Origin of the sequence: Vibrio sp. 10N.247.311.47, from assembly GCF_041467535.1 — a bacterium.
Taxonomy (GTDB): Bacteria; Pseudomonadota; Gammaproteobacteria; order Enterobacterales; family Vibrionaceae; genus Vibrio; species Vibrio crassostreae_C.
In genome coordinates, this window is the sequence record NZ_JBFSUR010000033.1 from 1 (window position 1) to 24,474 (window position 24,474).

Consider the following 24,474-nt stretch of genomic DNA (forward strand, 5'->3'; position numbering starts at 1 on the left):
ATAACTCTTTACCATGCTGTTCAAAAAACACTCACGAAAGATCAACACGCCCTAGATGACTCTTTCGGTGTTTTTCAAGGTAGTTGTCATCATTTGCTTACTTATTAAGCAGCTTCTCTTTCTGGATTTAGGTGAACGTCACCAACAGGCGCACAGTTCCTGATATCACCAGACCACCGCTCAGGCTTTCGCTGTTTTGCAGCGAGCAATACCTCTACACGACGCTTCAAGATCTCTTTATCTTTTCCATTGTGACGCTCTGAAGGCGTGACGTAATTTAGCTGACTGTGCTTGTGCTCGGTGTTGTACCAGCGTACGAAGGCTTCAACCCAACTTTGGCTACTATCGATTGTTTCAAAGCCCTTCGTTGGCCAGCTTGGCATGTACTTTACCGTGCGGAACAATGACTCAACATACGGGTTATCATCACTGACTCTTGGGCGACTATACGATGAAGTAATACCTAACTCTTCCATTTTGGCTTTGAACGTCAACGACTTCATCGGCGCACCATTATCGGAGTGAAGAACCAGAGCTTGATTGAAGCACTGCTCTCGCATCAACGTTCGTTGCAGAAGTTGTGACGCCAGCTCACCGCATTCATGCTCATACACTTCATAACCAACAATTTTTCGACTGTAGATGTCCTCAATGACATACAGGTAATAATGTTGGCCTCGAACTTTTGAAGGTAAGTAAGTGATATCCCACGTATAGACTTGGTTCGAGTCCGTCGCTGTGTAACTGGTTGGCTTCGCTTGCTTCTGTCTGCTCCGCTGACGACCTCGTTTGTGAAGTTGCCCCTGCGTACTCAACACTCGGTAGTAGCTCGACTCAGAGGCGATATACTCACCTCTATCAAGCAGTGTCGGGGCGATTTGAGTTGGAGGCAAGCTTGCAAACTCAGAGCGGTTACACACCTCGATTATCGCATCACGCTCTTCCTGCGACAGCTTGTTAGCAGGCTCAGGTCTGAGGCATATTGGCCTTTTGTCAGCTTGAACTTCACCTTGCTGATACCAGCGACGATACGTTCTAAAGTCGATTTGAACTTCATGGCAAGCTGGCTCTAAACGACACCCGCATTGCTTCGCTTCAAGGATAAGAGTCACTATGGTCTGCCTTTCATCGGTTGAGGTTAGTCGTCCTCTGGCTCTTCCCCGTAAAAGGCTCTCAGCTTTTTTCTTAGTACCAAGAGAGCGGCCGTTTCAGCGAGTGCTTTTTCTTTGAGTCGTAAATCTTTCTTCAACTCTTTGATTTCAAGTTTGTCAGCTTTAGCCTGCTTCTTTGCTTCAGCTTCCTGCTCTTTACTCGACTTAAACCCTTGCATACATTCGCTGCGCCAGCTTTGGATTTGCTCTGGAAAAAGACCTTTTTCACGACAATATTGGCTGAGTTCACTTTCTGTCATTGAGTAGGTTTCAGCGACAATGGCAAGTTTAGTTTGAGCTGACCACTGCTCTGATGAAGTGTTGCTATTTGGCACGGCGGCTCCTGAACGTCTGAGTTGCTGGCGCCAATGATACAGGGTCGCAGTGCTAATTCCTTCCTCTTCCGACACTTCTTTAACTGACATTGAATAGGGAGGTAATAGCTTCTTCAATATAGCTTCTTTTCTTTCTACTGAGATACGAGACACAATTACTCTTTATCGCCCAAACTGGTTAAATTTTAACAGTGACATCTACCCTGCCAGATAGGGCTTTATCTCCTGATTAGATTACGACCAACAGGATTCGAACTAGACTTTACTCCTTCGTTCTTGTGTTATTGTGAATAGTTATGCGGAAGAAATAATATTCATAATTTTGAATAATATTTCATTTAAGGCAACTTGAATTCAGTGTCCCAATCGACATACTGAATTATGAGGGGCATGCTGTTACAAGTAACTATCATTGCACCAATGGTGCGTTTAACTTGAACTGTTTTATTTATTAGAATTTTGAGTTCTAATGCTAGGCTGCTATTGAGTTTGATAGTAATGCCAACTCACTCACTCACTTGCTGGATTTTAAATTAACCTAATATAAAGATTCGAATCCTTCAGGGCGTGCCATTATTTAAAGAAACCCGATAACTCTCCGAGTTGTCGGGTTTTTTGCATTTTACATATCATAAAACACTTCTTTTCAAGCGCGACTCATTTTCTTCTGTTATTCGTTTCATTCGGCTTATGTAATAGAAAGTTAAAATTGTTCGTTTTTTGGGGTTTACATCATTTGGTAATAAAGCCACTATGAATTCACGAAGAATAGACAAGTAAAGCTATTAGCCAGTCGGTTTAGGAATCAAACCTTCTGATTGATGGCTGATTTAGAGGAAGCAATGGCAGGAAACAGTATCGGACAACACTTTCGAGTGACCACATTCGGAGAGAGTCACGGTATCGCACTAGGATGTATCGTAGATGGGTGCCCACCAGGATTAGAAATTACCGAAGCAGACCTTCAAAGAGATTTGGATCGTCGTCGCCCTGGTACTTCTCGCTATACAACGGCTCGTCGTGAAGCGGATGAAGTGAAAATCTTATCAGGTGTATTTGAAGGCCAAACTACGGGTACTTCTATTGGTCTATTGATTGAAAATACAGACCAACGCTCTAAAGACTATTCCGAAATTAAAGACAAGTTCCGCCCTGGCCACGCTGACTATACGTACCATCAAAAGTACGGTGTGCGTGATTACCGAGGTGGTGGTCGTTCTTCAGCTCGTGAAACTGCAATGCGTGTTGCTGCAGGTGCAATTGCGAAGAAATACCTAAAACAAGAATTTGGTGTTGAAATCCAAGCTTACCTTTCTCAAATGGGTGATATCTCAATTGATAAAGTGGATTGGAACGAGATTGAAAACAACGCTTTCTTCTGTCCAGATGCCGACAAAGTACCAGAATTTGATCAACTGATTCGTGACTTGCTAAAAGAAGGCAACTCGATCGGTGCGAAGATTCAAGTGGTTGCGACTAAAGTGCCAGTAGGCCTTGGTGAGCCAATCTTTGATCGTCTAGATGCTGACATCGCGCACGCTCTAATGAGCATTAACGCTGTGAAAGGTGTTGAGATTGGTGATGGCTTCGATGTTGTTAATCAACGCGGTAGTGAACACCGTGACCCATTAACTCCAGAAGGTTTCAGCAGCAATCATGCTGGCGGTATCTTAGGTGGTATCTCTACTGGTCAAGATATTGTGGCAAGCATTGCGCTTAAACCAACATCAAGCATCACTGTACCTGGTGACACAATCACGAAAGATGGTGAAGCAACGCAGCTAATCACGAAAGGTCGTCACGATCCATGTGTTGGCATCCGTGCGGTACCTATTGCAGAAGCAATGCTGGCTATCGTGCTGCTTGACCACTTGCTACGTCATCGTGGTCAAAACTTTGGTGTGACAACTGAAACACCACAAATCTAATTCTGCTTCTTTTTATTTAGAATAGAATTGGTAGAAACAAAAAAGGGTTGCTTCGTAATGAAGTAACCCTTTTTCACATTAGCAGGATTATTCGTCCGGTTAGCGACTATCGTCATTAAAGACAGCTAGCAGCTTAAGGCTCTTAATCCATTAATGCACTGAACTTTCAGGATCAAGCTGGAACGAAGGCAAACTCCATTTGAATCTTACAGCCGCCATGCGCAGCAAGTAACCAACTACAAGCGTCACAATTGTCGCCGTGACGTCGTTGATGCCAAGCTCAAGCAAACCTAGGTACAAACCTGAAGCGACAAGTGCGACAGAGGCATACAGCTCTTCATGTAACACCAATGGTGTTTGACGACAGATAAGGTCACGTAACAAACCACCAAAGACACCTGTCACTAATGCCGATACCATGCAAATCATCGGGTGCAGACCCATGGTCATCGCTACTTTGGTACCAATGATACTGAATACGATTAGGCCTAAGGCATCCAAGCGAATAAACAAACCTTTTAGCTTGATAACCCATTTCGCCAACCCGGTTGTAATAACACCTGCTATACAGGTGATGGCCAGATACTGAGGGTTTTCAACCCAACCTAAAGGGTAATGGCCAAGTAAGATATCGCGTACTGTACCGCCGCCAATTGCCGTTGCGCTCGCAACCAACATTACACCAAACCAATCCATTTTTTGTTTGCCTGCACTGAGAGCGCCGGTCATGGCTTCTGCCGTGATGCCAATGATATACAAAACACTTAGTAGCATTGCTGTAGCTCTATAATTTAGGTCTATAAACTCGAGTCTTATAGGCCTTAGGGATATAAAATGAAGCGCGAGTGTAGTAGTAAAAATGCTTGTTGACGAATGAATATTTGTACCGTGAATGGGCGTTTCAGATTAGCTAAACTAATCATTCACCTTAAAGTGGTGTAATCTGGGAATGGCAATCGATTGTCACTGCAAAGTATAATGGCGAACCCGATGTCATTACGCTTGATAGGGCTTTACCGAGCGCTTAAAAAAAAGCAAAATGCCCCAGTTATTTTTACTTAAATTTGATTTTATGACACACCAATACTCAGACATTATCGATATCTTCAATCAGACCTTTTTTGAAAGCTTTAATACCAAACTAGAGCTAGGGGCTGATGAGCCGATCTATTTGCCTGCTGATGATACTATCCCACACCATCGAATCGTGTTCGCACGTGGCTTTTACGCCTCTGCACTCCATGAGATCGCACACTGGTGCGTTGCTGGGCCTGAGCGTCGTTTACTGGAAGATTTTGGCTATTGGTATGAACCTGACGGTCGAACGGAATCGGTTCAAGCTGAGTTTGAAAAAGTAGAAATTCGCCCACAAGCGTATGAATGGATCATTGCGATGAGCGCAGGCTTTCCTTTTAATGTCAGCTGTGACAATCTACACGGCGATTTTGAGCCAGATCGTTTGGCCTTTATGAATAAAGTACATAGCGAAGTTATGGGTATCTTTGAAGTAGGCTTTCCGCCTCGCGTGAAAATGCTCTCTGAAGCATTACGCAGCTTCTACGATGTAGAACCTTTATGTGCTAGCCAATTTATTGTGAAATAAGAGAATATTATGATTATCGAATTTGAAGAAAAACTACTTGAAGTAATTGATGCTCGCATTGAAAACGCATCAGACGATGAACTGTTTGCTGGTGGTTACTTACGTGGTCATATTTCTCTTTCAGTGGCTTCATGTGAAGAAGAAGGCATTGAAGATGTGGCTGAAGTAAAAGCTCGTATTGAACAGAGCCTAGACGACGCTCGCTCTGAACTAACACCAGCAGACCGCACTATCGTTAATGACCTTTGGGTTGAGCTACAAAACCAAGCTTAATCTCGATGTATTAATACTATCCGCTCAGTCCCTTCCTTTCCCATTTTGCTGAGCGAACTGGTTTATTTGAGACTCGTTCGAAATTTTTGAATGAGTCCGTTCATTTCTTGTGATGGTTACATTTTCTTACTACGTTATTCTAATCCCACTTAACGGAATTACAGAAAGGTCACATCATGAAAGTTATCGCATTTGGCGCAAGCACAAGTTCTACCTCAATCAACAAAACACTAGCAACTTACGCAGCAAACTTGATTGAAGGTGCTGAAGTAAAAGTCCTAGACATCAACGATTACAATGTTCCTATGTTCAGTGAAGACACTGAAAAAGAGATTGGCCAAGCGGAAGGTGCTCAAGCATTCCTACGCGACCTAGCTGAAGCTGATGCGTTTGTTATTTCGTTCGCAGAACACAATGGTCACTACCCAGCAGCGTATAAAAACCTATTTGACTGGGCGACACGTATTGAGCGTTCAGTGTTTGGCGAGAAGCCGGCGGTTTACCTAGCGACTTCACCGGGCCCTGGTGGCGCACAAACGGTACTTGGTGCAGCGACAGGTTCTGCACCTTACTTCGGTGGCAACGTGCAAGCGTCAGTTTCAGTACCAAGCTTCTACGATAACTTTGATTTTGAATCTGGTTCTATCAGCAACGAAGAGATCGTTCTACAGATTAAAGACGCGGTTGCTAAGCTGTAAATACAGCTTCGTTTAGAACATCAGTTTAGAGCAACACGAATAACAAAAAGCCCGAGCGACACAATGAACTCGGGCTTTTTAGCTTTTAACTTATTAGTTTCAGATATTCAGAAATTTCAGATGTTCAAAATAGCTGAACTAGAAACTACGGCTTTGATTTAGAATGCTTGTCAGCAACCCATCCAGCCGTTAATGCCTTACCTTTACGCAGTCTGCGTACCCACATTCGACTTGGGTGAATCGCCTCAAGCACATCAACAGGCAAGGGCAGCGGATCGCCACAGATCTGTGATGCTAATACTTCAGCCAATAATGGTGCAGAGCTCAAACCACGTGAACCCAGTCCGATAAAGCAATAAAGGTTAGGGAAGCTTGTTACCGTTTCTACATCCTCAACCGAGTCACGCTGCGGGTTGAAGTTGTGGAGATCTTGGTACTGCTCCTTAATGGCTTCAAAGTCACCAACGTTTCCGACAAACGGAAGGTGGTCACGGCTTACGCTTCGGATACCTTGGCGCGCTAAGTTGTCACTGGTATCGACATCTTTTGTCCATGCTTGGTCTGGTAGTGACCCATGTAGGCGCTCGCCATTGTGCTGCTGAACCTCAATATCAAATTCTTGGTCGATATTGGTTTTGTCGTAGTTCGCACCAATACAGTGATGACCATTGTTGGGGTTCTGTGGCGTCAAATAGCCATCAAAGCACAACACGGTTTTTAGCTGGCTGAGATTTTCCGTGGTCGGAATATGGCTCACTTGGCCTTTAACCGGAGTCAGTGGTACTGGCTGAGTTTGTTCAAACTGAGTGAACTTGTGTCCGTTTGCGACAACTACTTGGTCGTGCTTAGTTTGAATCTCACCTTGAGGTGCCTCAATCGTCAGTAACCATTGTTTTTCAGCTTCGAGCCACTCAAGTTGCGTTACTTGATGTTGATAGTGTGCGCTCACTTGGTTGCTCTCTTCTAGCTTGCCAATCAAGCCTTGAGTCAGTTGAAGAGGGCTTAACCAACCACCCAGCGGAAAGTAAACACTCTCTTTATCGACGGGTAAGCCAATCTTTTCGTTGGCTTGCTCTGGCGATAAACGCTGAATCAGGTCGGTGTGGAAGTTGCCTTCCAACATGCGGTTGAGCTTTTTAGTGGAGCCTTGATCCCACATCAAGATGTTCACGCCACACAAGCTGTGATCAAATTGAATAGACTGAGCCGCTTGATTAATAAATTGACGAGCAAACAGTAACCCCGGGCCAAACACGCGAGACACGTTCGAGGTCGCTTCGCTTAATAGCGGGTAAATCGCACCTTGGTTGTTACCTGAGGCATTGCCCGCAGCTTGTGGATGTTCACAATAAAGGGTGATGTTTTTACCACGACGGCTTAGCGTTTTGGCTAATGCAGCACTGGCGACACCACCACCAATGATCGCAATGTCTTGGGATTCAGTGTGTTGAGCGAGGCCATACCAAGGTTTGATGTTGGTGTGAGCGTGCTTTTCGCCAAGTCGGCCGGCGATCATTTCTCGCTTAGTACCAAAGCCTTTGACCTTTTTCATTTCAAAGCCAGCTTCTATTAAGCCACGGCGAACAAAGCCAGCAGCGGTGAAGGTGGCGCAGCTACAATCTTGCTTAGCGAGCTTAGCCATGCCGTTGAATAGGTTTTGATTCCACATCTCTGGGTTCTTGCTCGGAGCAAAACCGTCTAAGAACCAAGCATCAACCAAACCTTCACGCGGGGTTGGTACGTTGGGCATGCAATCTTTAATATCGCCAAACCACAAATCAAGCGTGATTGCACCGTCGCCCAGCACAATGCGGTGACATTCAGGTAGAGCAATAGGGTAGTGTTCTTGGAGTTGCGTCGCATACTCGGCTAATTCTGGCCACGATTGGTGTGCTTTGATGAGATCCTCTTTATTTAAAGGATATTTTTCAAAACTGATGAAATGTAACTCTTTGGTCATCGCTTGTGGGTTATCTTTAAGAAAAGCATCGAACCATTGCCAAACTGCAAGAAAGTTCAAACCTGTGCCAAAGCCGGTTTCAGCAATCACAAAGCGGCGTTGTTCATGTTCAAGCCAACGCTCTGGAAGGTGGTTTTGCTTTAAAAAGACGTAGCGAGTTTCTTCTAAACCGTTAACATTGGAGAAGTAAACGTCGTCAAATTGGTCTGAAACTGGCGTGCCAGACTCATTCCATTCCAGTTCTGCATTAGTAATTGAAGTCATAAAATCTATCATTTTGTGATTTGAAGCGATATGTTGGTAGGGATTGTACGAATTTCTAGGAAAGCTGACCACTTTTGTTAGGCTTCTTAGTTATCATCTAGCTGAATTTAGAATTATAGGAATGTCACATGAAACGAGTCGTAATCACCGGTATGGGTATTGTTTCAAGTATCGGTAACAACGTCGAAGAAGTTTTAGCATCACTGAAAGAGGGTAAATCTGGTATTACCGCTTCAGAGCAGTTCAAGGAAAATGGCTTGCGCTCTCAAGTATGGGGTAACCTAAAAATGAACCCTGCTGACCATATCGATCGCAAAAAAATGCGCTTTATGGGTGATGCAGCGGCATTCGCTTATCTTTCAATGGAGCAAGCAATTGCTGATTCTGGCTTAACTGAAGATCAAGTATCTAATGACCGCACGGGTATCGTTGCGGGTTCAGGTGGTGCTTCATCTCTAAACCAAGTAAACGCGGTAGACATCATCCGTGAGAAAGGCGTGAAGCGCGTTGGTCCATACATGGTTCCACGTACAATGGCTTCTACGGTTTCTGCTTGTCTAGCAACTCCTTTCAAAATCCGTGGTGTGAACTACTCTATGAGCTCTGCATGTGCGACATCTGCACACTGTATTGGTCACGCAATGGAGCTTATCCAACTTGGTAAGCAAGACGTTGTATTCGCTGGTGGCGGTGAAGAACTGGATTGGTCTCTGACTATGATGTTCGACGCAATGGGCGCACTTTCTACTAAGTACAACGATACGCCAGAGCTGGCTTCTCGTACCTACGATGCAGACCGTGATGGTTTCGTTATCTCTGGTGGCGGCGGCATGTTAGTTATCGAAGAGCTTGAGCACGCTGTTGCTCGTGGCGCAAAAATCTACGGTGAAATCGTAGGCTACGGCGCAACTTCAGATGGCTACGACATGGTTGCTCCTTCTGGTGAAGGTGCGGTTCGTTGTATGAAGATGGCGATGCAAAACGTTGATGGCGTTGATTACGTGAACACTCACGGTACTTCAACTCCAGTTGGCGACGTTAAAGAGCTAGGCGCTATCCAAGAAGTTTTCTCTCAAGGCAATGGCGGTGGCAACAGCCCAGCAATTTCTGCAACTAAAGCGATGACAGGTCACGCTCTAGGTGCTGCTGGCGTACACGAAGCTATTTACTCAACGCTAATGCTAGATAACGGCTTTATCGCTCCAAGCATTAACGTTTCGAACCTAGACGAAGCTGCTGCTGGCCTAGACATCGTAACTGAAGCTCGTGATCAAGAGCTAACTACAGTTATGTCTAACAGTTTTGGTTTCGGCGGTACGAACGCAACGCTAGTAATCAAAAAGTACCAAGCTTAACTTAAGCTTGAGTTACAGAGACAAGGTTAATCGTTAAAGGGTTGCGCTAGTGCCGATTCAACACGCACAGGTCACCCAGTAATAATGACCATCAGAACAAAGTTTTTAGACGCAGGTTGGTAAACGTGTTTTTTGAACATAGTTTTTAAATCTGGGTTTAGAGATTGAAAGGTTTCCAGAGCTTGACCAGTACTGACTTTGGTTAGTACTGGTTGAACAGACGCAAGACTCTGTCTCCTGGAGAGCGAGATAGGATCCTTTTGTTCTGGATGTTTGCCCGATTGTTTATTCAATCGGGCATTTTTCGTTTTAGCCGTTTGATCTTGGGTGTTCACTCTGGTTTCGGTTCTTGTCTGCCAAGGTTAGGTGATTCAGTCCTTTATTTATAATGTATTCCAATTGCTACTCGACACCGTGTGTGGAATTTTGCACAATCATTTCAATTCACATTTAGGTCGATAGACCCCAACAAAAGTACTCGCCAAATGAAAATCTTAATCGACGAAAATATGCCTTACGCTGAAGCGCTTTTTAGCCAGCTAGGGGAAGTGACAATGAAGTCTGGTCGCACATTAACAGCTGACGACCTAGTTGACGTAGATGCATTGATGATTCGCTCTGTTACCAAGGTAAACGAGTCATTGATCAGCAAAGCCAATAAGCTGAAGTTTGTTGGTACTGCGACGGCTGGCATGGATCACGTTGACCAAGAGTTGATGAAAGAGCGTGGCATTTTCTTTACTGCGGCACCTGGTTGTAACAAGGTGGGTGTTGCTGAGTACGCGTTCAGTGCGATGATGGTGCTTGCGCAGCAACAAGGCTTTTCTGTTTTTGATAAAACGGTTGGTATTATCGGCTGTGGTCAAGTGGGCAGTTACTTAGCGAAGTGCCTTGAAGGTATTGGTATCAAAGTTCTGCTGAACGACCCTCTAAAACAGCAAGAGGGTGATACTCGCGAATTTACTGAGTTAGAGACTTTGCTTGAACAATCAGACGTTATTACATTACACACGCCAATCACTAAGACGGGTCAGTATCCAACGCATCACTTGATCAGTGAGCAAGTGCTGAACAACTTACGTGCTGATCAAATCCTGATTAATGCAGCTCGCGGTCCTGTGGTTGATAACCAAGCGCTAAAAGCTCGCCTGCAAAAAGCCGATGGTTTCACTGCAGTGCTTGATGTGTTTGAGTTTGAACCTGAAGTCGACTTTGAGCTTCTTCCGTTACTCGCTTTTGCAACGCCTCACGTAGCGGGCTACGGTTTAGAAGGTAAAGCGCGTGGTACCACGATGATCTTCAACAGTTATTGTGAATTTTTAGGTACTGAACAGCGTGCGTATGCAAGCGACTTATTGCCGACAGCGCCTGTACCTCAAATGAAATTAGATAGAGCTTGGGATGAAGCAACACTGCACAATTTGATTCAGTTGATCTATGATGTGCGCAAAGACGACGCCTTATTCCGTCGCAATATCGTTACGCCGGGTTCTTTTGACAAGATGCGTAAAGAATATTGGGACCGCAGAGAGTACAGTGCAGTCGAGTTAACGGGCGACGAATCTTGTAATTTAACGCCGTTATCTAAACTCGGTTTTATGGTAAAGCCAACTTTATAAAAGAGAGAAACAATGAGCCAAGAATTTAATATTGCTATTTTAGGTGCGACTGGTGCGGTTGGTGAAACCATTCTTGAAGTACTTAAAGAGCGTAAATTCCCTGTCGGTGAAATGCACTTACTAGCAAGTGAACGTAGTGAAGGCAAAACTTCCCGTTTTAACGGCAAAACAATACAAGTACAAAACGTAGAAGACTTCGATTGGTCTCAAGTACATATTGCGTTTTTCTCTGCAGGTAGCGAGCTTTCAGAGCGTTGGGCTCCAATTGCGGCTGATGAAGGTGTGGTTGTCATCGATAACACATCACGCTTCCGTTACGAATACGATGTTCCTCTGGTTGTGCCTGAAGTGAACCCTGAAGCGATTGCTGAGTTCCGTAACCGTAACATCATCGCGAACCCTAACTGCTCGACTATCCAAATGGTAGTAGCGCTAAAACCAATTCACGATGAAGTGGGCCTTGAGCGTATTAACGTTTCAACTTACCAATCTGTGTCTGGTGCAGGTAAGCCAGGTATCGATGAGCTAGCGGGTCAAACGGCTAAGCTTCTTAACGGTATGCCAGCTGAAAACTCAGCGTTCTCACAACAAATCGCTTTCAACTGTATTCCTCAAATCGATGAATTTACAGAGAACGGCTACACGCGTGAAGAGATGAAGATGGTTTGGGAAACTCAAAAAATCTTTGCTGACTCTTCAATCACAGTGAACCCGACTTGTGTCCGCGTACCAGTATTTTACGGTCACGCAGAATCTCTACACATTGAAACTCGCGCACCAATCGGTGCAGAGCAAGTGGTTCAGCTTCTAGAGAACACAGAAGGTGTTGAAGTATTCCAAGCGCTAGACTTCCCAACTCAAGTTCGTGATGCAGGTGGTAAAGACCACGTAATGGTTGGTCGTATTCGTAACGACATCAGCCATCACAGTGGCGTAAACATGTGGGTTGTCGCTGATAACGTTCGTAAAGGCGCAGCAACAAACGCAGTTCAAATCGCTGAAGTTCTGATTCGCGATTACTTCTAAGCTTTATTGCTTTGATAAAAAAGCCTCACTCTTTAGTGGGGCTTTTTTAATCGATTAAAAATATTGTTAGTCAAATTGTGTGAAATTGCTGCGAATATTGTTGCTGCAACACATTTTTTGTTTTCATCTCTATAGTTTTACGTCATTTATCCGATATATTTAATAGATCATCACTTTTCCGAATTTAAGCACCTAGCTGAGCCTTTTATGTTTCAAATTTTCAAGCCGTGGTTAATGCCTTTTGCCTTTATCATTGCGACTCAGATTTCCGTTGTTCGTGCAGATTCCATTCGAGTTGTAGGGCCTAATGGCCAGATACAATCAGCGCCTACGTTTTCAGAACCACTTCAAAGAGCGCAATCAAATAGCGCTGAGCCTTCACGTTTCTATGGTCCAACTCGCGGCTCAGAAACATTGTGGTCTATTGCCTCAAAGTTACGCCCTGATAACTCCGTTTCAGTCCAACAAACTCTGTTGGCTATTTATCGCTTAAACCCACAAGCGTTTGAAAACCAGAATATCCATAGCCTGCTGCCTGCGAGCAATCTACGCGTGCCTTCTTTAGAGCAAGCACGTGCAAGCTCGACGCAGCAAGCTATCAACATCATGAACTCACATCTTGCTAAGCTTGATGCTCCTGCAAGTAAGCCTGTCGCTTCAAAACCCAAAGCGCCGAGTTCTGATGCAAAAAATGTTACTCCTGCTAAGCAAGTAAGCACTACTGAAACTGCTAAAAAGCCATTGTCTCCAACTCAATCATCTCTAGCTCAATCTGCACCAACCCAAGAGATGAACAAGTTAGAGAAGCAGCTAGAGCTTTCAGAAACTGAACTGCTGTCACTTGAAGAGAAAAATCACCAACTTCGTTTGATGTTATCGAATGTTCAATCGGAAGTGGATGAGCTAAAAACAGAGCTCGGTGATGAAGACCGCATTCGTAGCGAAGTGGAAAAGCTGCTTGATGAAGAGCGTAGAAAGAACGCCGAAATTGAAAAAATGGCCCCAAGTGCCATGGATGAACTGTTATCTAATGGTTGGTTAGTTGCGGCTCTTGCGATTATTCCGGGTCTTCTACTTGGCTTGATCATCGTGATGCTGATAGGCCGTCGTTCTAAAAATGAAGAACAACAGCAAAACACTCAAGAACAACCGATTCAGCCTGAACCAAGCAGCGTCGCGCCTATTACACTGGGCGACGAGATGGACGACCTTAACGAGCTCTCTTTAGACGATGACCTGTTTGGCACTGAAGACGATACCAATAAGTTGTTTGACGACCAAGCTCTTGCTGAAGAAGATGATGTATTTGCAGGATTGGATGAATCTGATCTCGATTTCAATCTCGACGGTGAAGATGATGACCCATTTGCGAGCATTGGCGAAAACGGTGATTTAGACACCAACTTCGACGATCTAGATTTAGACAGCAGCAACGGCATTAGTGTTAATGGCGAAGAGAAAGCGCTTGGCCTTGAAGAGATGGAACGTGCGCTAGACAAAACAGCGGAAAGCGCCGTCGATACTGATGATGTCGACTTTGATCTTTCTGATGATAACGCAATGTCTGCTGATGACATTGAAGCTTTACTATCTCAAGAGTCTGAAACTGAAGATCTCGGTTCCAACGAGCTAGACCAATCTTTATTAGATGATCTGTTTGCTCTTGATGACGAAGATGATGATAGCTTCGATATTGATGCTCTGATTTCGGAAGAGCAAAGTGATTCGCCTTCTAGCACTGAAACACCAGCAAGCGATGATTTTGACATCGATGCGCTTATCTCTGAGCAACAAAGTGAGACTAAGCCTGTTGATTTGAGCAATGACGATTTTGATATTGATGCTCTAATCTCTGAACAACAGTCCCCTGAGCCAGCTTCACCGACAGCGAATGATGATATTGATGACATCTTTGCCCAAGTTGCTGCTCAGAACGATCAAGCGAATGACCCTTTCAACCTCGATAGCGACGATGAGATTGCCACTAACCTAAACAGTGGTTTGGCGTCTGATGATGATATCGAAAACATTCTGTCTCAGTTCGATAAGCCCATCGTAAATGAAGAACCTCAAGACAGCGTTGATCTGCTTGATGAGCAACTGGCAGGCGATGACGTAGACCTAAGTAAGTCGACAGACCTTCTTGATGAGATGCTAGGGGACGATTCGGATGATGAGTCTGAAAGCGAACCTCTTGGCTTTGATTCTCTGTCTGAGCTTGAAGAGCTTTCTGGTTTATCGACCGATGATGACCTCAACATCGCAGAAGACAGCACGGAAACCTTGGATGAATTAATAGGTGACTCTGACGAGGATGATTTCGAACTCGACGCCGAAAGTACCGACTTATTGGATGATTTCCTTGATAGTGAATTGTCAGATGATGAGCTTTTAGCGGATGCATCAAAATCAGAATCTCTAGACCCATTTGATGACTTACTGACAAGTGGCATTGAAGACGAGCTTGAATCTGAAGATAAGACGTTTGATAAAGAGTTAGACGCAGCCTTTGGTTTGGACAACGCCAATGAGGAGCCTGAAAAGGACTCAGACGTTGAGCTTACTCCGTTAACCTCTGAAGGTGAGCCTGAGCAAGATCCGGACATTAGTGAAACACCACAACCTGAAGTCGTTACTGATGAATCGTTAGATTCTGAAATGACTCAAGAAAGTTCTGACATTAAGCCAGAAAATGATGAAGCCTTTAATCGTGATGGTTTTATCGATGATTTGTTCGGTGTCGCACCGGCAACGGATGCTTTGCTTGATGACTCGCTAGAAACAACAGACGAAGCGTTGATTGATGAGTTAATGACTTCTGATGACAATGATTTGTTGCCAGCAATAGAAGAGCCTGTTGAACCATCAATTGACAATACGGTTGAACCAGAGCAAGCGTCTCTTTTAGACAGCGACGAAGTATCAGCGCAAGAAACCGCATCATCGGTTGAAGATGATGAACTGGATATCGACTCGCTGTTATCTGAGAATTCTGATTTTGACAAACCAGATTTTGAAGAGCGAGTTAAAGAAGAAACCGCACAACAAGAACCAGAGCCGAAAGAAGCCGACGTACAAGAGCAAGCTTCGCCATCGTCTTTGAACGATATCTCTGAAGATGAAGAAGAAACGGTTGAAGACTGGTTAGCTGAAGCCATCGACGATGTAGAGTCGCCAGCGAACATTGACTCTGATTTTGACTTTGAACCGAAAATCCAAGGTAGCGATCAGCTTGAAGATGTCGTTGAATCCTTGCCAGAGCCAGAGCCAGAGCCAGAGCCAGAGCCAGAGCCAGAGCCAGAGCCAGAGCCAGTTCGTGCTGCAAACATGCCAGAGATCATTCCAAATGAATTTGGTGTGCCAGAAGACGATGATTGGCTGATTGAAGATGAGGCGTCTGAACCAGAAGCATTAGCGGAAACTGACGTAACACCAGAGCTAGTGACACCTGTCGCTGAACCGAAAGTTGAAGCTACACCACAAGCGGAAGTAGCAGAACAAGCTGAAGTTCTAGGACAAGAAGGCGAAGAAGAATTCTCGTTTGATGACTTCGAATTGCCAGAGTTTAATGAAGAAGATGCACTAGCGGAAGCTGATGCTGAATCAACACCAGAACCAGTAACGCCAGCTATTGATGCTCAACCAAGTGTTGAGCCTCAAACTGAAGCCCAAGTTATAGCTCAGGCGCAAGACGACGAAGAGTTTTCGTTTGATGATTTCGACTTACCAGAGTTTAGTGAAGAAGACGCACTAGCGGAAGCTGATGCTGAATCAACAACAGAGCCAGCAACGCCTGCTATAGACTCTCAATCAAGTGTTGAATCGCAACCTACCGCTGAGCCTCAGTTAGATGCTGCACCACAAGTTGAAACTGCGAAACCAGAAAGCGAAGAAGAATTCTCGCTTGATGACTTCGAACTACCAGAGTTTGGTGAAGACGATGCGTTAGCGGAAGTGGTGAGTGAACCAGATGAAGCACAGTTAGAGCAAGACTTAGCGCCTGACACAGAGAAGTTCGAGTTCGATGACCTTGATCTTCCGGAGTACGATGAAGAAAGCGCAAAAGCAGACTCTGTTTTAGATGATATTGAGCAAAGCAATGCCGAGCCGGTGGCGGAAGCCCAAGGCGTAGAGTTCGATGAGTTTGATTTACCGGAATATGGTGAAGATGAAGCCATCTCTGATGCGTTTGCTGAGAAGCCAACACCACTGACTTCTTTCAGCCCACAAGGCGAAGAGCAAGATGCGTTGCATGATCTGTTCTCAAATCCGCAGAGCTATAGTCAGGCTGATGATTTCTCGAATGCTGAAGACTCTGAACCGGCTGGTTTTGCACAGCCAGAACAATCACTGAGCGCGGCTTCAGAGCCAAACTCAACGCCTGCAGCGGTTCAAGACGAGCCACTAGAAGGCTTTGATGACTTTGATGAGACAGCATTAGCTGAGTTGCTTTCTGAAGATGTTCAAGACTCTGTCGACAACATGTTCGATAAGCCATTGGACGCAACTTCGATTGATAGCGCAGGGTTAGATATTGACGCCATGCTTGAAGTCGGCGGCGAAGACTGGAAAGGCTTTAACCTAGCGCCAGAACAACAATCGAGCATGCATAATGATGTGCCTGATGACCAACAAGAGATTTGGGCATCGGCTGAACAGCAAGCTGAACCGAAAATCAAAGAAGAGAATTGGGCTGAACAAGACAATCTAACCGAATCAGGCAACAGTCGTGATAAGCAGTACATGACGATTGATGAGCTAATGGCTCAAGTCGAGCAAGAAGGTGAAGAAGTCATTAATCCAGACGATGAAGAGCTTAAACTGGATGTGGGTCTTAACGAATTCCCTGATGTTATCGGTGATATTGGCAATTATGATGTCGACAGCAATGCAGAAGCTGCGGGTAAGCTTGATTTGGCCAAAATCTACATCGAGATGAGTGACTCGCAAGGGGCAATTAAGCTTCTAGAAGAGGCAATCGTTGACGGCAGCGATGATATTCGTCGAGAGGCAAAAAATCTTATCGATACGTTAAACGGTCGATAAATTTACAAATCAGAAAGGGTAGCGTTGGCTACCCTTTATTTTAAGGCGATACAGAGCGCTATCGTTTCATTTGGTTTTTCAACAGCATCGTCTCGGTCGATGCTGATTGTTTATTGAAGTTTTAGCCCCATCCTATTTGGGCTAGCACTGATTTCCGTATATACTTCTCGCCCATTTTCAAAGAGAACAAGAACATGAAAATTGCTTTAGGTATTGAATATAACGGTACCCACTACTTTGGTTGGCAGCGCCAACGAGACGTGAAAAGTGTCCAAGAAGAATTGGAAAAGGCTCTTTCAGTTGTCGCGAATCACCCTGTAGAAGTTATGTGCGCAGGTCGTACAGATGCCGGTGTTCACGGTACGGGACAAGTCGTTCACTTTGAAACTAATGTCGATCGTAAAATGGTGGCATGGACAATGGGCGCGAATGCCAACATGCCAAAAGATATTGCGGTTCGTTGGGCGACAGAAGTGAATGAGGATTTCCATGCTCGTTTCTCGGCTACTGCCCGCCGTTATCGCTACATTATCTTTAACCATGCACTACGCCCAGGCATTTTGAATTCAGGTGTGAGCCATTATCATGGTCATCTTGATGAGAAAAAAATGCATGAAGCGGGTCAGTACTTACTTGGTGAGAATGACTTCACTTCGTTCAGGGCAACACACTGTCAATCTCGTAGCCCATGGAGAAACATGATTCACTTGAACGTGACTCGTCATGGACACTACATTGTGATCGATATTAAAGCGAATGCGTTTGTTCACCACATGGTGAGGAATATTACGGGTAGCCTTATTGCCGTAGGTAAAGGTGAGCAGAAACCAGAGTGGATCCAGTGGCTTTTAGAAGCTAAAGATCGAAAAGTAGCCGGCGCAACTGCAAAAGCGGAAGGTTTGTATCTGGTGGATGTTGATTATCCTGAACATTTTGAGCTACCACGAGAGCCAATTGGTCCTCTATTTTTACCGGATAATTTGAACTAAATGTGAGACTTAGGTTCAAAAATTATTACGGTTTAGTGCGTAAGATAGTCCCAGAAAATAGGTACAACCAGTTTTTTATCTACAGTCGCTGTTTTATGTGCTTTAATTCCCACGCATAATTCCCAAATTTATTTCTTTCGCAATCAAGCGGAAGAATCGAAACAAAAAGGTCTTCCATGAGTTGGCTTGAAAAGATTTTAGAAAAAAGCAACATCGTAACATCTCGTAAAGCGTCTATCCCTGAGGGTGTTTGGACGAAATGTACTTCTTGTGAGCAGGTTCTGTACCATGCTGAACTAGAGCGTAACCTAGAAGTATGTCCAAAATGTGACCATCACATGCGCATGAAAGCACGTCGTCGTCTGGATACATTCCTAGACAAAGGTGAGCGTGTTGAACTAGGTGCTGATCTTGAGCCACAAGACAAGCTGAAGTTTAAAGACTCTAAGCGTTACAAAGAACGTATCTCTGCTGCTCAAAAGAACAGTGGTGAAACAGACGCATTAGTTGCAATGAAAGGCGAACTATTGGGTTTACCTATCGTAGCGTGTGCTTTTGAATTCTCATTCATGGGCGGCTCAATGGGTTCTGTTGTTGGTGCTCGTTTCGTGAAAGCGGTAGATGCTGCTATCGAGAACAACTGTGGTTTAGTGTGTTTCTCTGCAAGTGGTGGTGCTCGTATGCAAGAGGCATTGATGTCTCTAATGCAAATGGCGAAAACCAGTGCTGCGCTTGAGCGTTTATCTGCGAAAGGCCTACCGTTTGTTTCAGTTATGACTGATCCAACAATGGGTGGTGTTTCTGCAAGTTTGGCAATGCTTGGCGATATCAATATTGGTGAACCAAAAGCACTGATCGGTTTTGCTGGACGTCGTGTAATCGAACAAACGGTACGTGAAGACCTTCCTGAAGGTTTCCAACGCAGTGAGTTCCTACTAGACCACGGTGCTATCGACATGATTGTTGACCGTCGTGAGATGCGTCAGCGCGTTGCAAGCCTTGTTGCTAAAATGACCAACCAGCCTTCACCATTAGTAGTTTCTGTGAACGATTCACCGAATGAAGCTACTTATGAAGTACCAGAAGCGCCAGAAAAAGGGTAAAGTACCTTCTAACAAACCAACTTAATTATGGTTATGAGTTAGATGAGTCAACAACCTATTCCTCAAGCCACATCCTCTTTGGAGATGTGGCTTGATTATTTATCAAACATCCACACAAGCGCTATTGATCTTGGATTAGACCGAGTTCAGGCCGTCGCCTCTAAGGCAAACCTCACCAAACCTGCTCAACATGTTATTACTGTTGCCGGAACCAATGGCAAAGGCTCAACATGTGCACTGATGGAAGCGATTCTATTGGACGCTGGTTACTCAGTTGGTGTCTACAGCTCTCCTCACTTAATTCGCTATAACGAACGTGTTCGTATCAACGGCCAAGATCTATCTGATGAAAAGATGGTTCAGTCTTTCGATTTCATTGAGAAAGAGCGTGGCGAAATCAGCCTGAGTTTTTTCGAATATGGCACTTTAGCGGCGTTACGTGCATTTCAAACTGAAGCGGTTGATGTTGTGCTTTTAGAAGTGGGTTTAGGCGGGCGTTTAGACGCGACCAATATCGTTGAGCATGATGTTTCTGTGATTACTAGTTTGGCTGTCGACCATGTTGACTGGCTAGGTGATGACATCAATGTGATTGGTTTTGAGAAAGCGGGCATTTATCGTAGCGGTAAACCCGCTATCTGTGGTCAACCCAAGCCACCGGCTACGGTTGCAGCGCACGCTGATGACATTAAGGCTGAGTTCTACCAAGTCGGTATTCAATACACTTATGATGTTGACGGTGATACGTGGAACTGGCGCAGTGGTGCATTCCAACTAGAATCACTACCTATTCCAAGCCTGCCGTTACCTAACGCTGCAACAGCGTTGATGGCATTGGGCACATCAGAGCTTAGTATTAGCGACGTGAACGTGGTTAACGGCATGAAGAATGCGCAGCTTCCTGGGCGTATGCAGCAAATTAGCGAACAACCGGTGATTGTGCTTGATGTAGCACACAACCCGCATTCTGCTGAGTACTTTGCGCAGCAAGTCGCGAAGAAGTATGCAGGCAAAAATTTACACGTTGTAGTCGCCATGCTTCATGACAAAGATATCCCCGCGACATTGGAAGTATTAGCTCCAATAACAACACATTGGTACCCAGCTTCGCTGAACGGCCCACGAGCCGCAACAGCCGCTGAATTGTGTCAAAGCTTACCTGAAGGTGTAGAGCGGTATTCAAACCCTGTTGTAGCGTTTGAAGCGGCTTTAGCTTCTGTTAAAGGTGACGATGTTGTGTTGGTTGTCGGTTCTTTCCATACAGTGGGTGAAGTGTTGGAGCATTGGCAGAAAAAAGGAAACTAAATGGCAAGTAAATTCCAAAGCCGGTTAGTCGGCACCATCATTTTAGTGGCCATTGGCGTGATTGTATTGCCCGATGTACTAGATGGTAAGAAGCTCCACTACAAAGAAGAGTTTGCAAGCATTCCAATTAAGCCTGAGCTTGATAGTAATGTTGAAGTGTTTGAAGTACTCGATCCCGTTGAAGATCAGATAGCGCTACCGGATTCTCCTGTTGAGCAAGTGGTTGAAAGTGGTCGTACTGATAATTCAAACACGCAAACCGCGTCTTCTTCTAATGATAAAGAAGCAGACAAAGTGGCAGTTGTGGTTAAGCCGGTACCTGAAAAAAATGAATACCAAGACAGTGCTTGGATTATTCAATTGATGGCTTTGAAGAATGCTGACAACGCAAAAAACGTTGTTAAGGATCTGCAAAAGCGCGGTTATCAGGCTCACACCAAGCAAGAAAAAACTTTTACGCGAGTAATTATTGGCCCGGATGTCTCTAAATCCAAACTTGAGCGACAAATTAAGGAATTAGAAAAAATTACGGGTTCAAAAGGCCAGTTGCTCAAATTTAAACCGTTAAATCCATAAGAAAACGTTTGCGTCAGCATTTTTTCTGTTAAAATGCGCGCCAACTTAAGATGAAGAATTCATGAATTGGTTAGATTTTGTCATTTTAGGCGTGATCGGCTTCTCTGCCGTGATCAGTTTAGTTCGTGGTTTCGCTAAAGAAGCCTTGTCACTCGTTATTTGGTTTGGAGCATTTTTTATTGCTAGCCAGTACTACGCTAAATTAGCGATGTACTTCACCAATATCGAAGATGAGATGTTTCGAAACGGAACTGCGATAGCAGCATTGTTTGTTGCAACGTTAGTTGTGGGTGCCTTAGTTAACTATGTCATCGGTCAACTAGTTCAGAAAACAGGCCTGTCAGGTACAGACAGAATCCTCGGTGTCGTCTTTGGTGGCTTACGTGGTGTTTTGATTGTTTCTGCAGTGTTGTTTTTCATGGATGCGTTTACTGCATTCCCAAGTTCTGAGTGGTGGAAGAATTCGCAATTGGTTCCAGAATTTAGTCGAATCATTGCGCCGTTCTTCGAGCATTTACAAGCAACATCTAGTTTCTTATCTGGCGCGCTCTAGCGCCAGTTAATGTCGAAAAATCGAGGATTAGGACATGTGTGGTATTGTTGGAATCGTGGGTTCAACACCTGTAAACCAGTCTATTTATGACGCTTTAACGGTATTGCAGCATCGTGGCCAAGATGCCGCTGGTATTTGTACCATAGAAAGCAATCGTTTCCGTCTGCGTAAGGCGAACGGTTTAGTAAAAGATGTTTTTGAAGCAAAACACATGCAGCGCCTACAAGGTGAAGTTGGTATTGGCCATGTTCGTTATCCTACTGCGGGTAGTTCAAGTGCGTCTGAAGCTCAGCCTTTCTACGTAAACTCTCCTTTTGGCATTACGTTGGCGCACAACGGTAACCTGACGAACGCAAACGAAGTTCGTGAGAAGTTGTTCGAAAAAGACCGTCGTCATGTAAACACAACCTCTGACTCTGAAGTTCTACTGAACGTATTAGCTCATGAGATCGATACCGTTAAAGGTAACGTAACTTCAGATGACGTTTTCCGCGCTGTGGCAAATGTGCACCGTACAATTCGTGGTGCTTACGCCGTAACGGCGATGATCATCGGCCACGGTATGATCGCATTCCGTGACCCACATGGTATTCGTCCATTGTGTCTTGGTAAGCGTGAAGTTCAAGGTAAAACAGAGTACATGGTTGCGTCTGAATCGGTAGCACTCGATGCTGTTGGTTTCGACTTCATGCGCGACGTAGCACCAGGTGAAGCTATCTACGCAACGTTTGACGGTGAGCTTTTCACTAAGCAATGTGCAGACAACCCACAACTGAACCCATGTATCTTTGAGTTTGTATACTTTGCACGCCCAGATTCATTCATCGACAAAATCTCGGTTTACAGCGCACGCGTTGAGATGGGTGAGATGCTTGGTATGCGTATTAAAGAAGAGTACGCAGACTTAGACATTGATGTAGTTATTCCAATCCCTGAAACATCAAACGATATTGCGCTACGAATCGCTCAAGCGATCAATAAGCCATACCGTCAAGGTTTCGTGAAAAACCGCTATGTTGGCCGCACATTCATCATGCCAGGTCAGCAACAACGTAAGAAGTCGGTTCGCCGTAAGCTCAACGCAATTCGCTCTGAGTTTAAAGGTAAGAACGTTCTTCTGGTTGACGATTCTATCGTTCGCGGCACAACATCAGAGCAGATCATTGAGATGGCTCGTGATTCTGGCGCAAATAAGGTCTTCATGGTTTCAGCTGCTCCAGAGGTTCGCTTCCCTAACGTTTACGGCATTGATATGCCGAGCGCGACAGAGTTGATTGCTCATGGTCGTGATAACGAAACGATTTGTAAGCAGATTGGCGCAGACGCCTTGATTTTCCAAACGCTACCAGATCTGATTTCTGCAGTGGGCATGGGCAATCAAGACATCTCTCGTTTTGATACTTCTGTATTTAACGGCGAGTATGTAACGGGCGATATCGACCAAGTGTACCTAGATTTCCTAGACTCTTTGCGTAATGACGACTCAAAGGTTCAGCGTGAGATTCAACAAGATCTTGCTAACTTAGAGTTACATAACGAAGGCGCTTAACTAGCGTTTCGTTAGTCATACAGAGTTTCGCTAGCGATACAGAAAATAAAAAACCAGAGCATCGGCTCTGGTTTTTTGTTTATAGAGAAGGGGATTGACCTTAATGAATGTGGTATGCGATCACAAAATCAATAAACAATCTCACTTTCTCTGGTAGATGGTCTTTGTGGTTATAAAGCATGTATATATCACGAGGGTTAGCGCTCCAGTCTTCTAAGACTTGCACTAAGCTGCCATCTTCAATGTATTCACGAATCATCACGTCAGGCATCAGGGTGATACCTAGGCCTTCTGAGCACGCTTGTCTTACGACATTAAGCGCATTGGCGTTGAAACGGCCTTTCTCGCTATTCACCACCGTCTCTTCATTCGAATTACTCAGCTGCCACTTAATCAGCGGGTAGCCTTTGAGTAGCGAATGGTTCGCTAGCTCTTCAGCATGGCTTGGAGCTGGGTTCTTCGTTAAGTACTCAGGGCTCGCGATAAGAATATCTTTGACTTCACTGATTTTTCGAGCGATTAGGCTTGAATCACGCTGAGGGCCGACTCGGAAAATTACGTCCCACTCCGTTGGATCCAGCTGATCCGCTTGGTTGTTCATCATCAGCTCAATATTGATATCAGGGTATTGAATCATGAATTCACTGAACATTGGCATCATCATGCGCTTGGTCAGGTTTGAGGGTGCCGTAATACGAATCTTACCGGAAGCGCCTTTGCACACGTCAGTTAACTCTTCTGCAGTAGAAGAGAGACGTTGCAACAGCGGAGAGCATTCATTGAAGAAACGTTCGCCTGCCTCTGTTAAAGAAAGTTTACGCGCGTGTCTATTGAGAAGCCTAAGGTTCAAAGAATCTTCTAAGGCTTGGATGCGTCGTGTGATGGTCGCAACCGGAATCATAGTCTTGCGCGATGTTGCGGTGTAGCTCCCATTTTCAACGACGAGTCGAAAGAGGTTTAAATCATCTAATTTCATAAATCCAGACACATTTGTTTACAATCTCATCTAATTTATACGTAACAGTGAGATCAATGTTTGCGTTACGTCAACTCGTTGCACTATTTACAAGTATTCCAACCCTCGTCACGAATTACCAGTAAAGAGTGCAAATTTGTGTATTTAGCATTTTATTACTAAGTT

At 44.7% G+C, this 24,474-nt stretch carries 18 protein-coding genes; 14 read left to right on the top strand and 4 right to left on the bottom strand.

Annotation, left to right across the window (positions count from 1 at the left end; all coding sequences use genetic code 11):
• Positions 1 to 104: 104 nt before the first annotated feature.
• Positions 105 to 1,639 (bottom strand): IS3 family transposase gene (locus AB6E51_RS19200; RefSeq protein ID WP_372028729.1). Its coding sequence is split into 2 segments (ribosomal slippage): positions 105 to 1,186 and positions 1,186 to 1,639, totalling 1,536 coding nucleotides; the frame shifts between segments, so codons are not numbered across the junction.
• A 689-nt stretch (positions 1,640 to 2,328) separates the two neighbouring features.
• Between AB6E51_RS19200 and aroC the strand changes: the two genes are divergently transcribed.
• Positions 2,329 to 3,414: a chorismate synthase gene (gene aroC, locus AB6E51_RS19205; protein WP_017062360.1), complete on the top strand. Its 1,086-nt coding sequence runs from the start codon at positions 2,329 to 2,331 to the stop codon at positions 3,412 to 3,414.
• 150 nt (positions 3,415 to 3,564) lie between these two features.
• On the opposite strand, the gene AB6E51_RS19210 is transcribed toward aroC, so the two are convergent.
• Positions 3,565 to 4,188 carry a trimeric intracellular cation channel family protein gene (locus AB6E51_RS19210; RefSeq protein WP_017062358.1) on the bottom strand — a complete coding sequence of 208 codons (624 nt, stop codon included), beginning with the start codon at positions 4,186 to 4,188 and terminating at the stop codon, positions 3,565 to 3,567.
• Positions 4,189 to 4,486: 298 nt separating this feature from the next.
• Between AB6E51_RS19210 and AB6E51_RS19215 the strand changes: the two genes are divergently transcribed.
• The 3 genes from AB6E51_RS19215 (at position 4,487) to AB6E51_RS19225 (ending at position 5,988) form a co-directional block, all read left to right on the top strand.
• The gene (locus AB6E51_RS19215; RefSeq protein ID WP_017063424.1) at positions 4,487 to 5,017 is read left to right on the top strand and encodes an elongation factor P hydroxylase; all 531 of its coding nucleotides are present in this window, start codon (positions 4,487 to 4,489) and stop codon (positions 5,015 to 5,017) included.
• Positions 5,018 to 5,026: 9 nt separating this feature from the next.
• A complete protein-coding gene (locus AB6E51_RS19220) occupies positions 5,027 to 5,290 on the top strand; it encodes a YfcL family protein (protein WP_017063425.1) in 264 nt (87 codons plus the stop codon).
• A gap of 176 nt (positions 5,291 to 5,466) precedes the next feature.
• Complete coding sequence (locus AB6E51_RS19225; RefSeq protein ID WP_017062355.1) at positions 5,467 to 5,988, top strand: NADPH-dependent FMN reductase; 522 nt, start codon at positions 5,467 to 5,469, stop codon at positions 5,986 to 5,988.
• Positions 5,989 to 6,133: 145 nt separating this feature from the next.
• On the opposite strand, the gene mnmC is transcribed toward AB6E51_RS19225, so the two are convergent.
• Positions 6,134 to 8,284 (bottom strand): bifunctional tRNA (5-methylaminomethyl-2-thiouridine)(34)-methyltransferase MnmD/FAD-dependent 5-carboxymethylaminomethyl-2-thiouridine(34) oxidoreductase MnmC, encoded by a 2,151-nt coding sequence (gene mnmC / locus AB6E51_RS19230; RefSeq protein ID WP_080582254.1) that lies wholly within the window; start codon positions 8,282 to 8,284, stop codon positions 6,134 to 6,136.
• A 56-nt stretch (positions 8,285 to 8,340) separates the two neighbouring features.
• On the opposite strand from mnmC, the gene fabB reads away from it, so the two are divergent.
• From fabB to purF, 10 genes are all read left to right on the top strand, one after another.
• Positions 8,341 to 9,567: a beta-ketoacyl-ACP synthase I gene (gene fabB, locus AB6E51_RS19235; RefSeq protein WP_017070308.1), complete on the top strand. Its 1,227-nt coding sequence runs from the start codon at positions 8,341 to 8,343 to the stop codon at positions 9,565 to 9,567.
• A 485-nt stretch (positions 9,568 to 10,052) separates the two neighbouring features.
• Positions 10,053 to 11,186 (top strand): 4-phosphoerythronate dehydrogenase, encoded by a 1,134-nt coding sequence (locus AB6E51_RS19240; RefSeq protein WP_372058221.1) that lies wholly within the window; start codon positions 10,053 to 10,055, stop codon positions 11,184 to 11,186.
• A 12-nt stretch (positions 11,187 to 11,198) separates the two neighbouring features.
• Positions 11,199 to 12,212, top strand: coding sequence for an aspartate-semialdehyde dehydrogenase (locus tag AB6E51_RS19245; protein WP_017062350.1), 1,014 nt, complete (start codon positions 11,199 to 11,201; stop codon positions 12,210 to 12,212).
• Positions 12,213 to 12,419: 207 nt separating this feature from the next.
• Positions 12,420 to 17,258 (top strand): FimV/HubP family polar landmark protein, encoded by a 4,839-nt coding sequence (locus AB6E51_RS19250; RefSeq protein WP_372140057.1) that lies wholly within the window; start codon positions 12,420 to 12,422, stop codon positions 17,256 to 17,258.
• A gap of 194 nt (positions 17,259 to 17,452) precedes the next feature.
• Positions 17,453 to 18,247: a tRNA pseudouridine(38-40) synthase TruA gene (truA, locus tag AB6E51_RS19255; RefSeq protein WP_004734161.1), complete on the top strand. Its 795-nt coding sequence runs from the start codon at positions 17,453 to 17,455 to the stop codon at positions 18,245 to 18,247.
• A 176-nt stretch (positions 18,248 to 18,423) separates the two neighbouring features.
• Positions 18,424 to 19,350: an acetyl-CoA carboxylase, carboxyltransferase subunit beta gene (gene accD / locus AB6E51_RS19260; RefSeq protein WP_017062348.1), complete on the top strand. Its 927-nt coding sequence runs from the start codon at positions 18,424 to 18,426 to the stop codon at positions 19,348 to 19,350.
• A 42-nt stretch (positions 19,351 to 19,392) separates the two neighbouring features.
• Positions 19,393 to 20,655, top strand: a complete 1,263-nt coding sequence (folC, locus tag AB6E51_RS19265) for a bifunctional tetrahydrofolate synthase/dihydrofolate synthase (protein ID WP_017062347.1) — start codon at positions 19,393 to 19,395, stop codon at positions 20,653 to 20,655.
• Entirely contained in the window at positions 20,656 to 21,231 is a 576-nt protein-coding gene (locus AB6E51_RS19270; RefSeq protein WP_017063432.1) for an SPOR domain-containing protein, read from the top strand.
• Positions 21,232 to 21,292: 61 nt separating this feature from the next.
• Positions 21,293 to 21,784 carry a CvpA family protein gene (locus AB6E51_RS19275; protein ID WP_009848678.1) on the top strand — a complete coding sequence of 164 codons (492 nt, stop codon included), beginning with the start codon at positions 21,293 to 21,295 and terminating at the stop codon, positions 21,782 to 21,784.
• Between the two features lie 34 nt (positions 21,785 to 21,818).
• On the top strand, positions 21,819 to 23,333 hold the full coding sequence (purF, locus tag AB6E51_RS19280; RefSeq protein WP_017062345.1) for an amidophosphoribosyltransferase: 1,515 nt from the start codon (positions 21,819 to 21,821) through the stop codon (positions 23,331 to 23,333).
• Positions 23,334 to 23,433: 100 nt separating this feature from the next.
• Here purF and AB6E51_RS19285 read toward each other — a convergent pair whose 3' ends face one another.
• Positions 23,434 to 24,309, bottom strand: coding sequence for a LysR family transcriptional regulator (locus AB6E51_RS19285; RefSeq protein ID WP_371725110.1), 876 nt, complete (start codon positions 24,307 to 24,309; stop codon positions 23,434 to 23,436).
• Between the last annotated feature and the right edge of the window lie 165 nt (positions 24,310 to 24,474).

Excerpts from the sequence above, each read along its gene's own strand:
- purF (WP_017062345.1), top strand. The coding sequence starts at position 21,819 with ATGTGTGGTATTGTTGGAATCGTGGGTTCAACACCTGTAAACCAGTCT.
- AB6E51_RS19240 (WP_372058221.1), top strand. The coding sequence starts at position 10,053 with ATGAAAATCTTAATCGACGAAAATATGCCTTACGCTGAAGCGCTTTTT.
- AB6E51_RS19275 (WP_009848678.1), top strand. The coding sequence starts at position 21,293 with ATGAATTGGTTAGATTTTGTCATTTTAGGCGTGATCGGCTTCTCTGCC.
- AB6E51_RS19220 (WP_017063425.1), top strand. The coding sequence starts at position 5,027 with ATGATTATCGAATTTGAAGAAAAACTACTTGAAGTAATTGATGCTCGC.
- accD (WP_017062348.1), top strand. The coding sequence starts at position 18,424 with ATGAGTTGGCTTGAAAAGATTTTAGAAAAAAGCAACATCGTAACATCT.
- folC (WP_017062347.1), top strand. The coding sequence starts at position 19,393 with ATGAGTCAACAACCTATTCCTCAAGCCACATCCTCTTTGGAGATGTGG.
- AB6E51_RS19245 (WP_017062350.1), top strand. The coding sequence starts at position 11,199 with ATGAGCCAAGAATTTAATATTGCTATTTTAGGTGCGACTGGTGCGGTT.
- fabB (WP_017070308.1), top strand. The coding sequence starts at position 8,341 with ATGAAACGAGTCGTAATCACCGGTATGGGTATTGTTTCAAGTATCGGT.
- AB6E51_RS19250 (WP_372140057.1), top strand. The coding sequence starts at position 12,420 with ATGTTTCAAATTTTCAAGCCGTGGTTAATGCCTTTTGCCTTTATCATT.
- AB6E51_RS19285 (WP_371725110.1), bottom strand. The coding sequence starts at position 24,309 with ATGAAATTAGATGATTTAAACCTCTTTCGACTCGTCGTTGAAAATGGG.
- aroC (WP_017062360.1), top strand. The coding sequence starts at position 2,329 with ATGGCAGGAAACAGTATCGGACAACACTTTCGAGTGACCACATTCGGA.
- AB6E51_RS19270 (WP_017063432.1), top strand. The coding sequence starts at position 20,656 with ATGGCAAGTAAATTCCAAAGCCGGTTAGTCGGCACCATCATTTTAGTG.
- AB6E51_RS19225 (WP_017062355.1), top strand. The coding sequence starts at position 5,467 with ATGAAAGTTATCGCATTTGGCGCAAGCACAAGTTCTACCTCAATCAAC.
- truA (WP_004734161.1), top strand. The coding sequence starts at position 17,453 with ATGAAAATTGCTTTAGGTATTGAATATAACGGTACCCACTACTTTGGT.
- AB6E51_RS19210 (WP_017062358.1), bottom strand. The coding sequence starts at position 4,188 with ATGCTACTAAGTGTTTTGTATATCATTGGCATCACGGCAGAAGCCATG.
- AB6E51_RS19215 (WP_017063424.1), top strand. The coding sequence starts at position 4,487 with ATGACACACCAATACTCAGACATTATCGATATCTTCAATCAGACCTTT.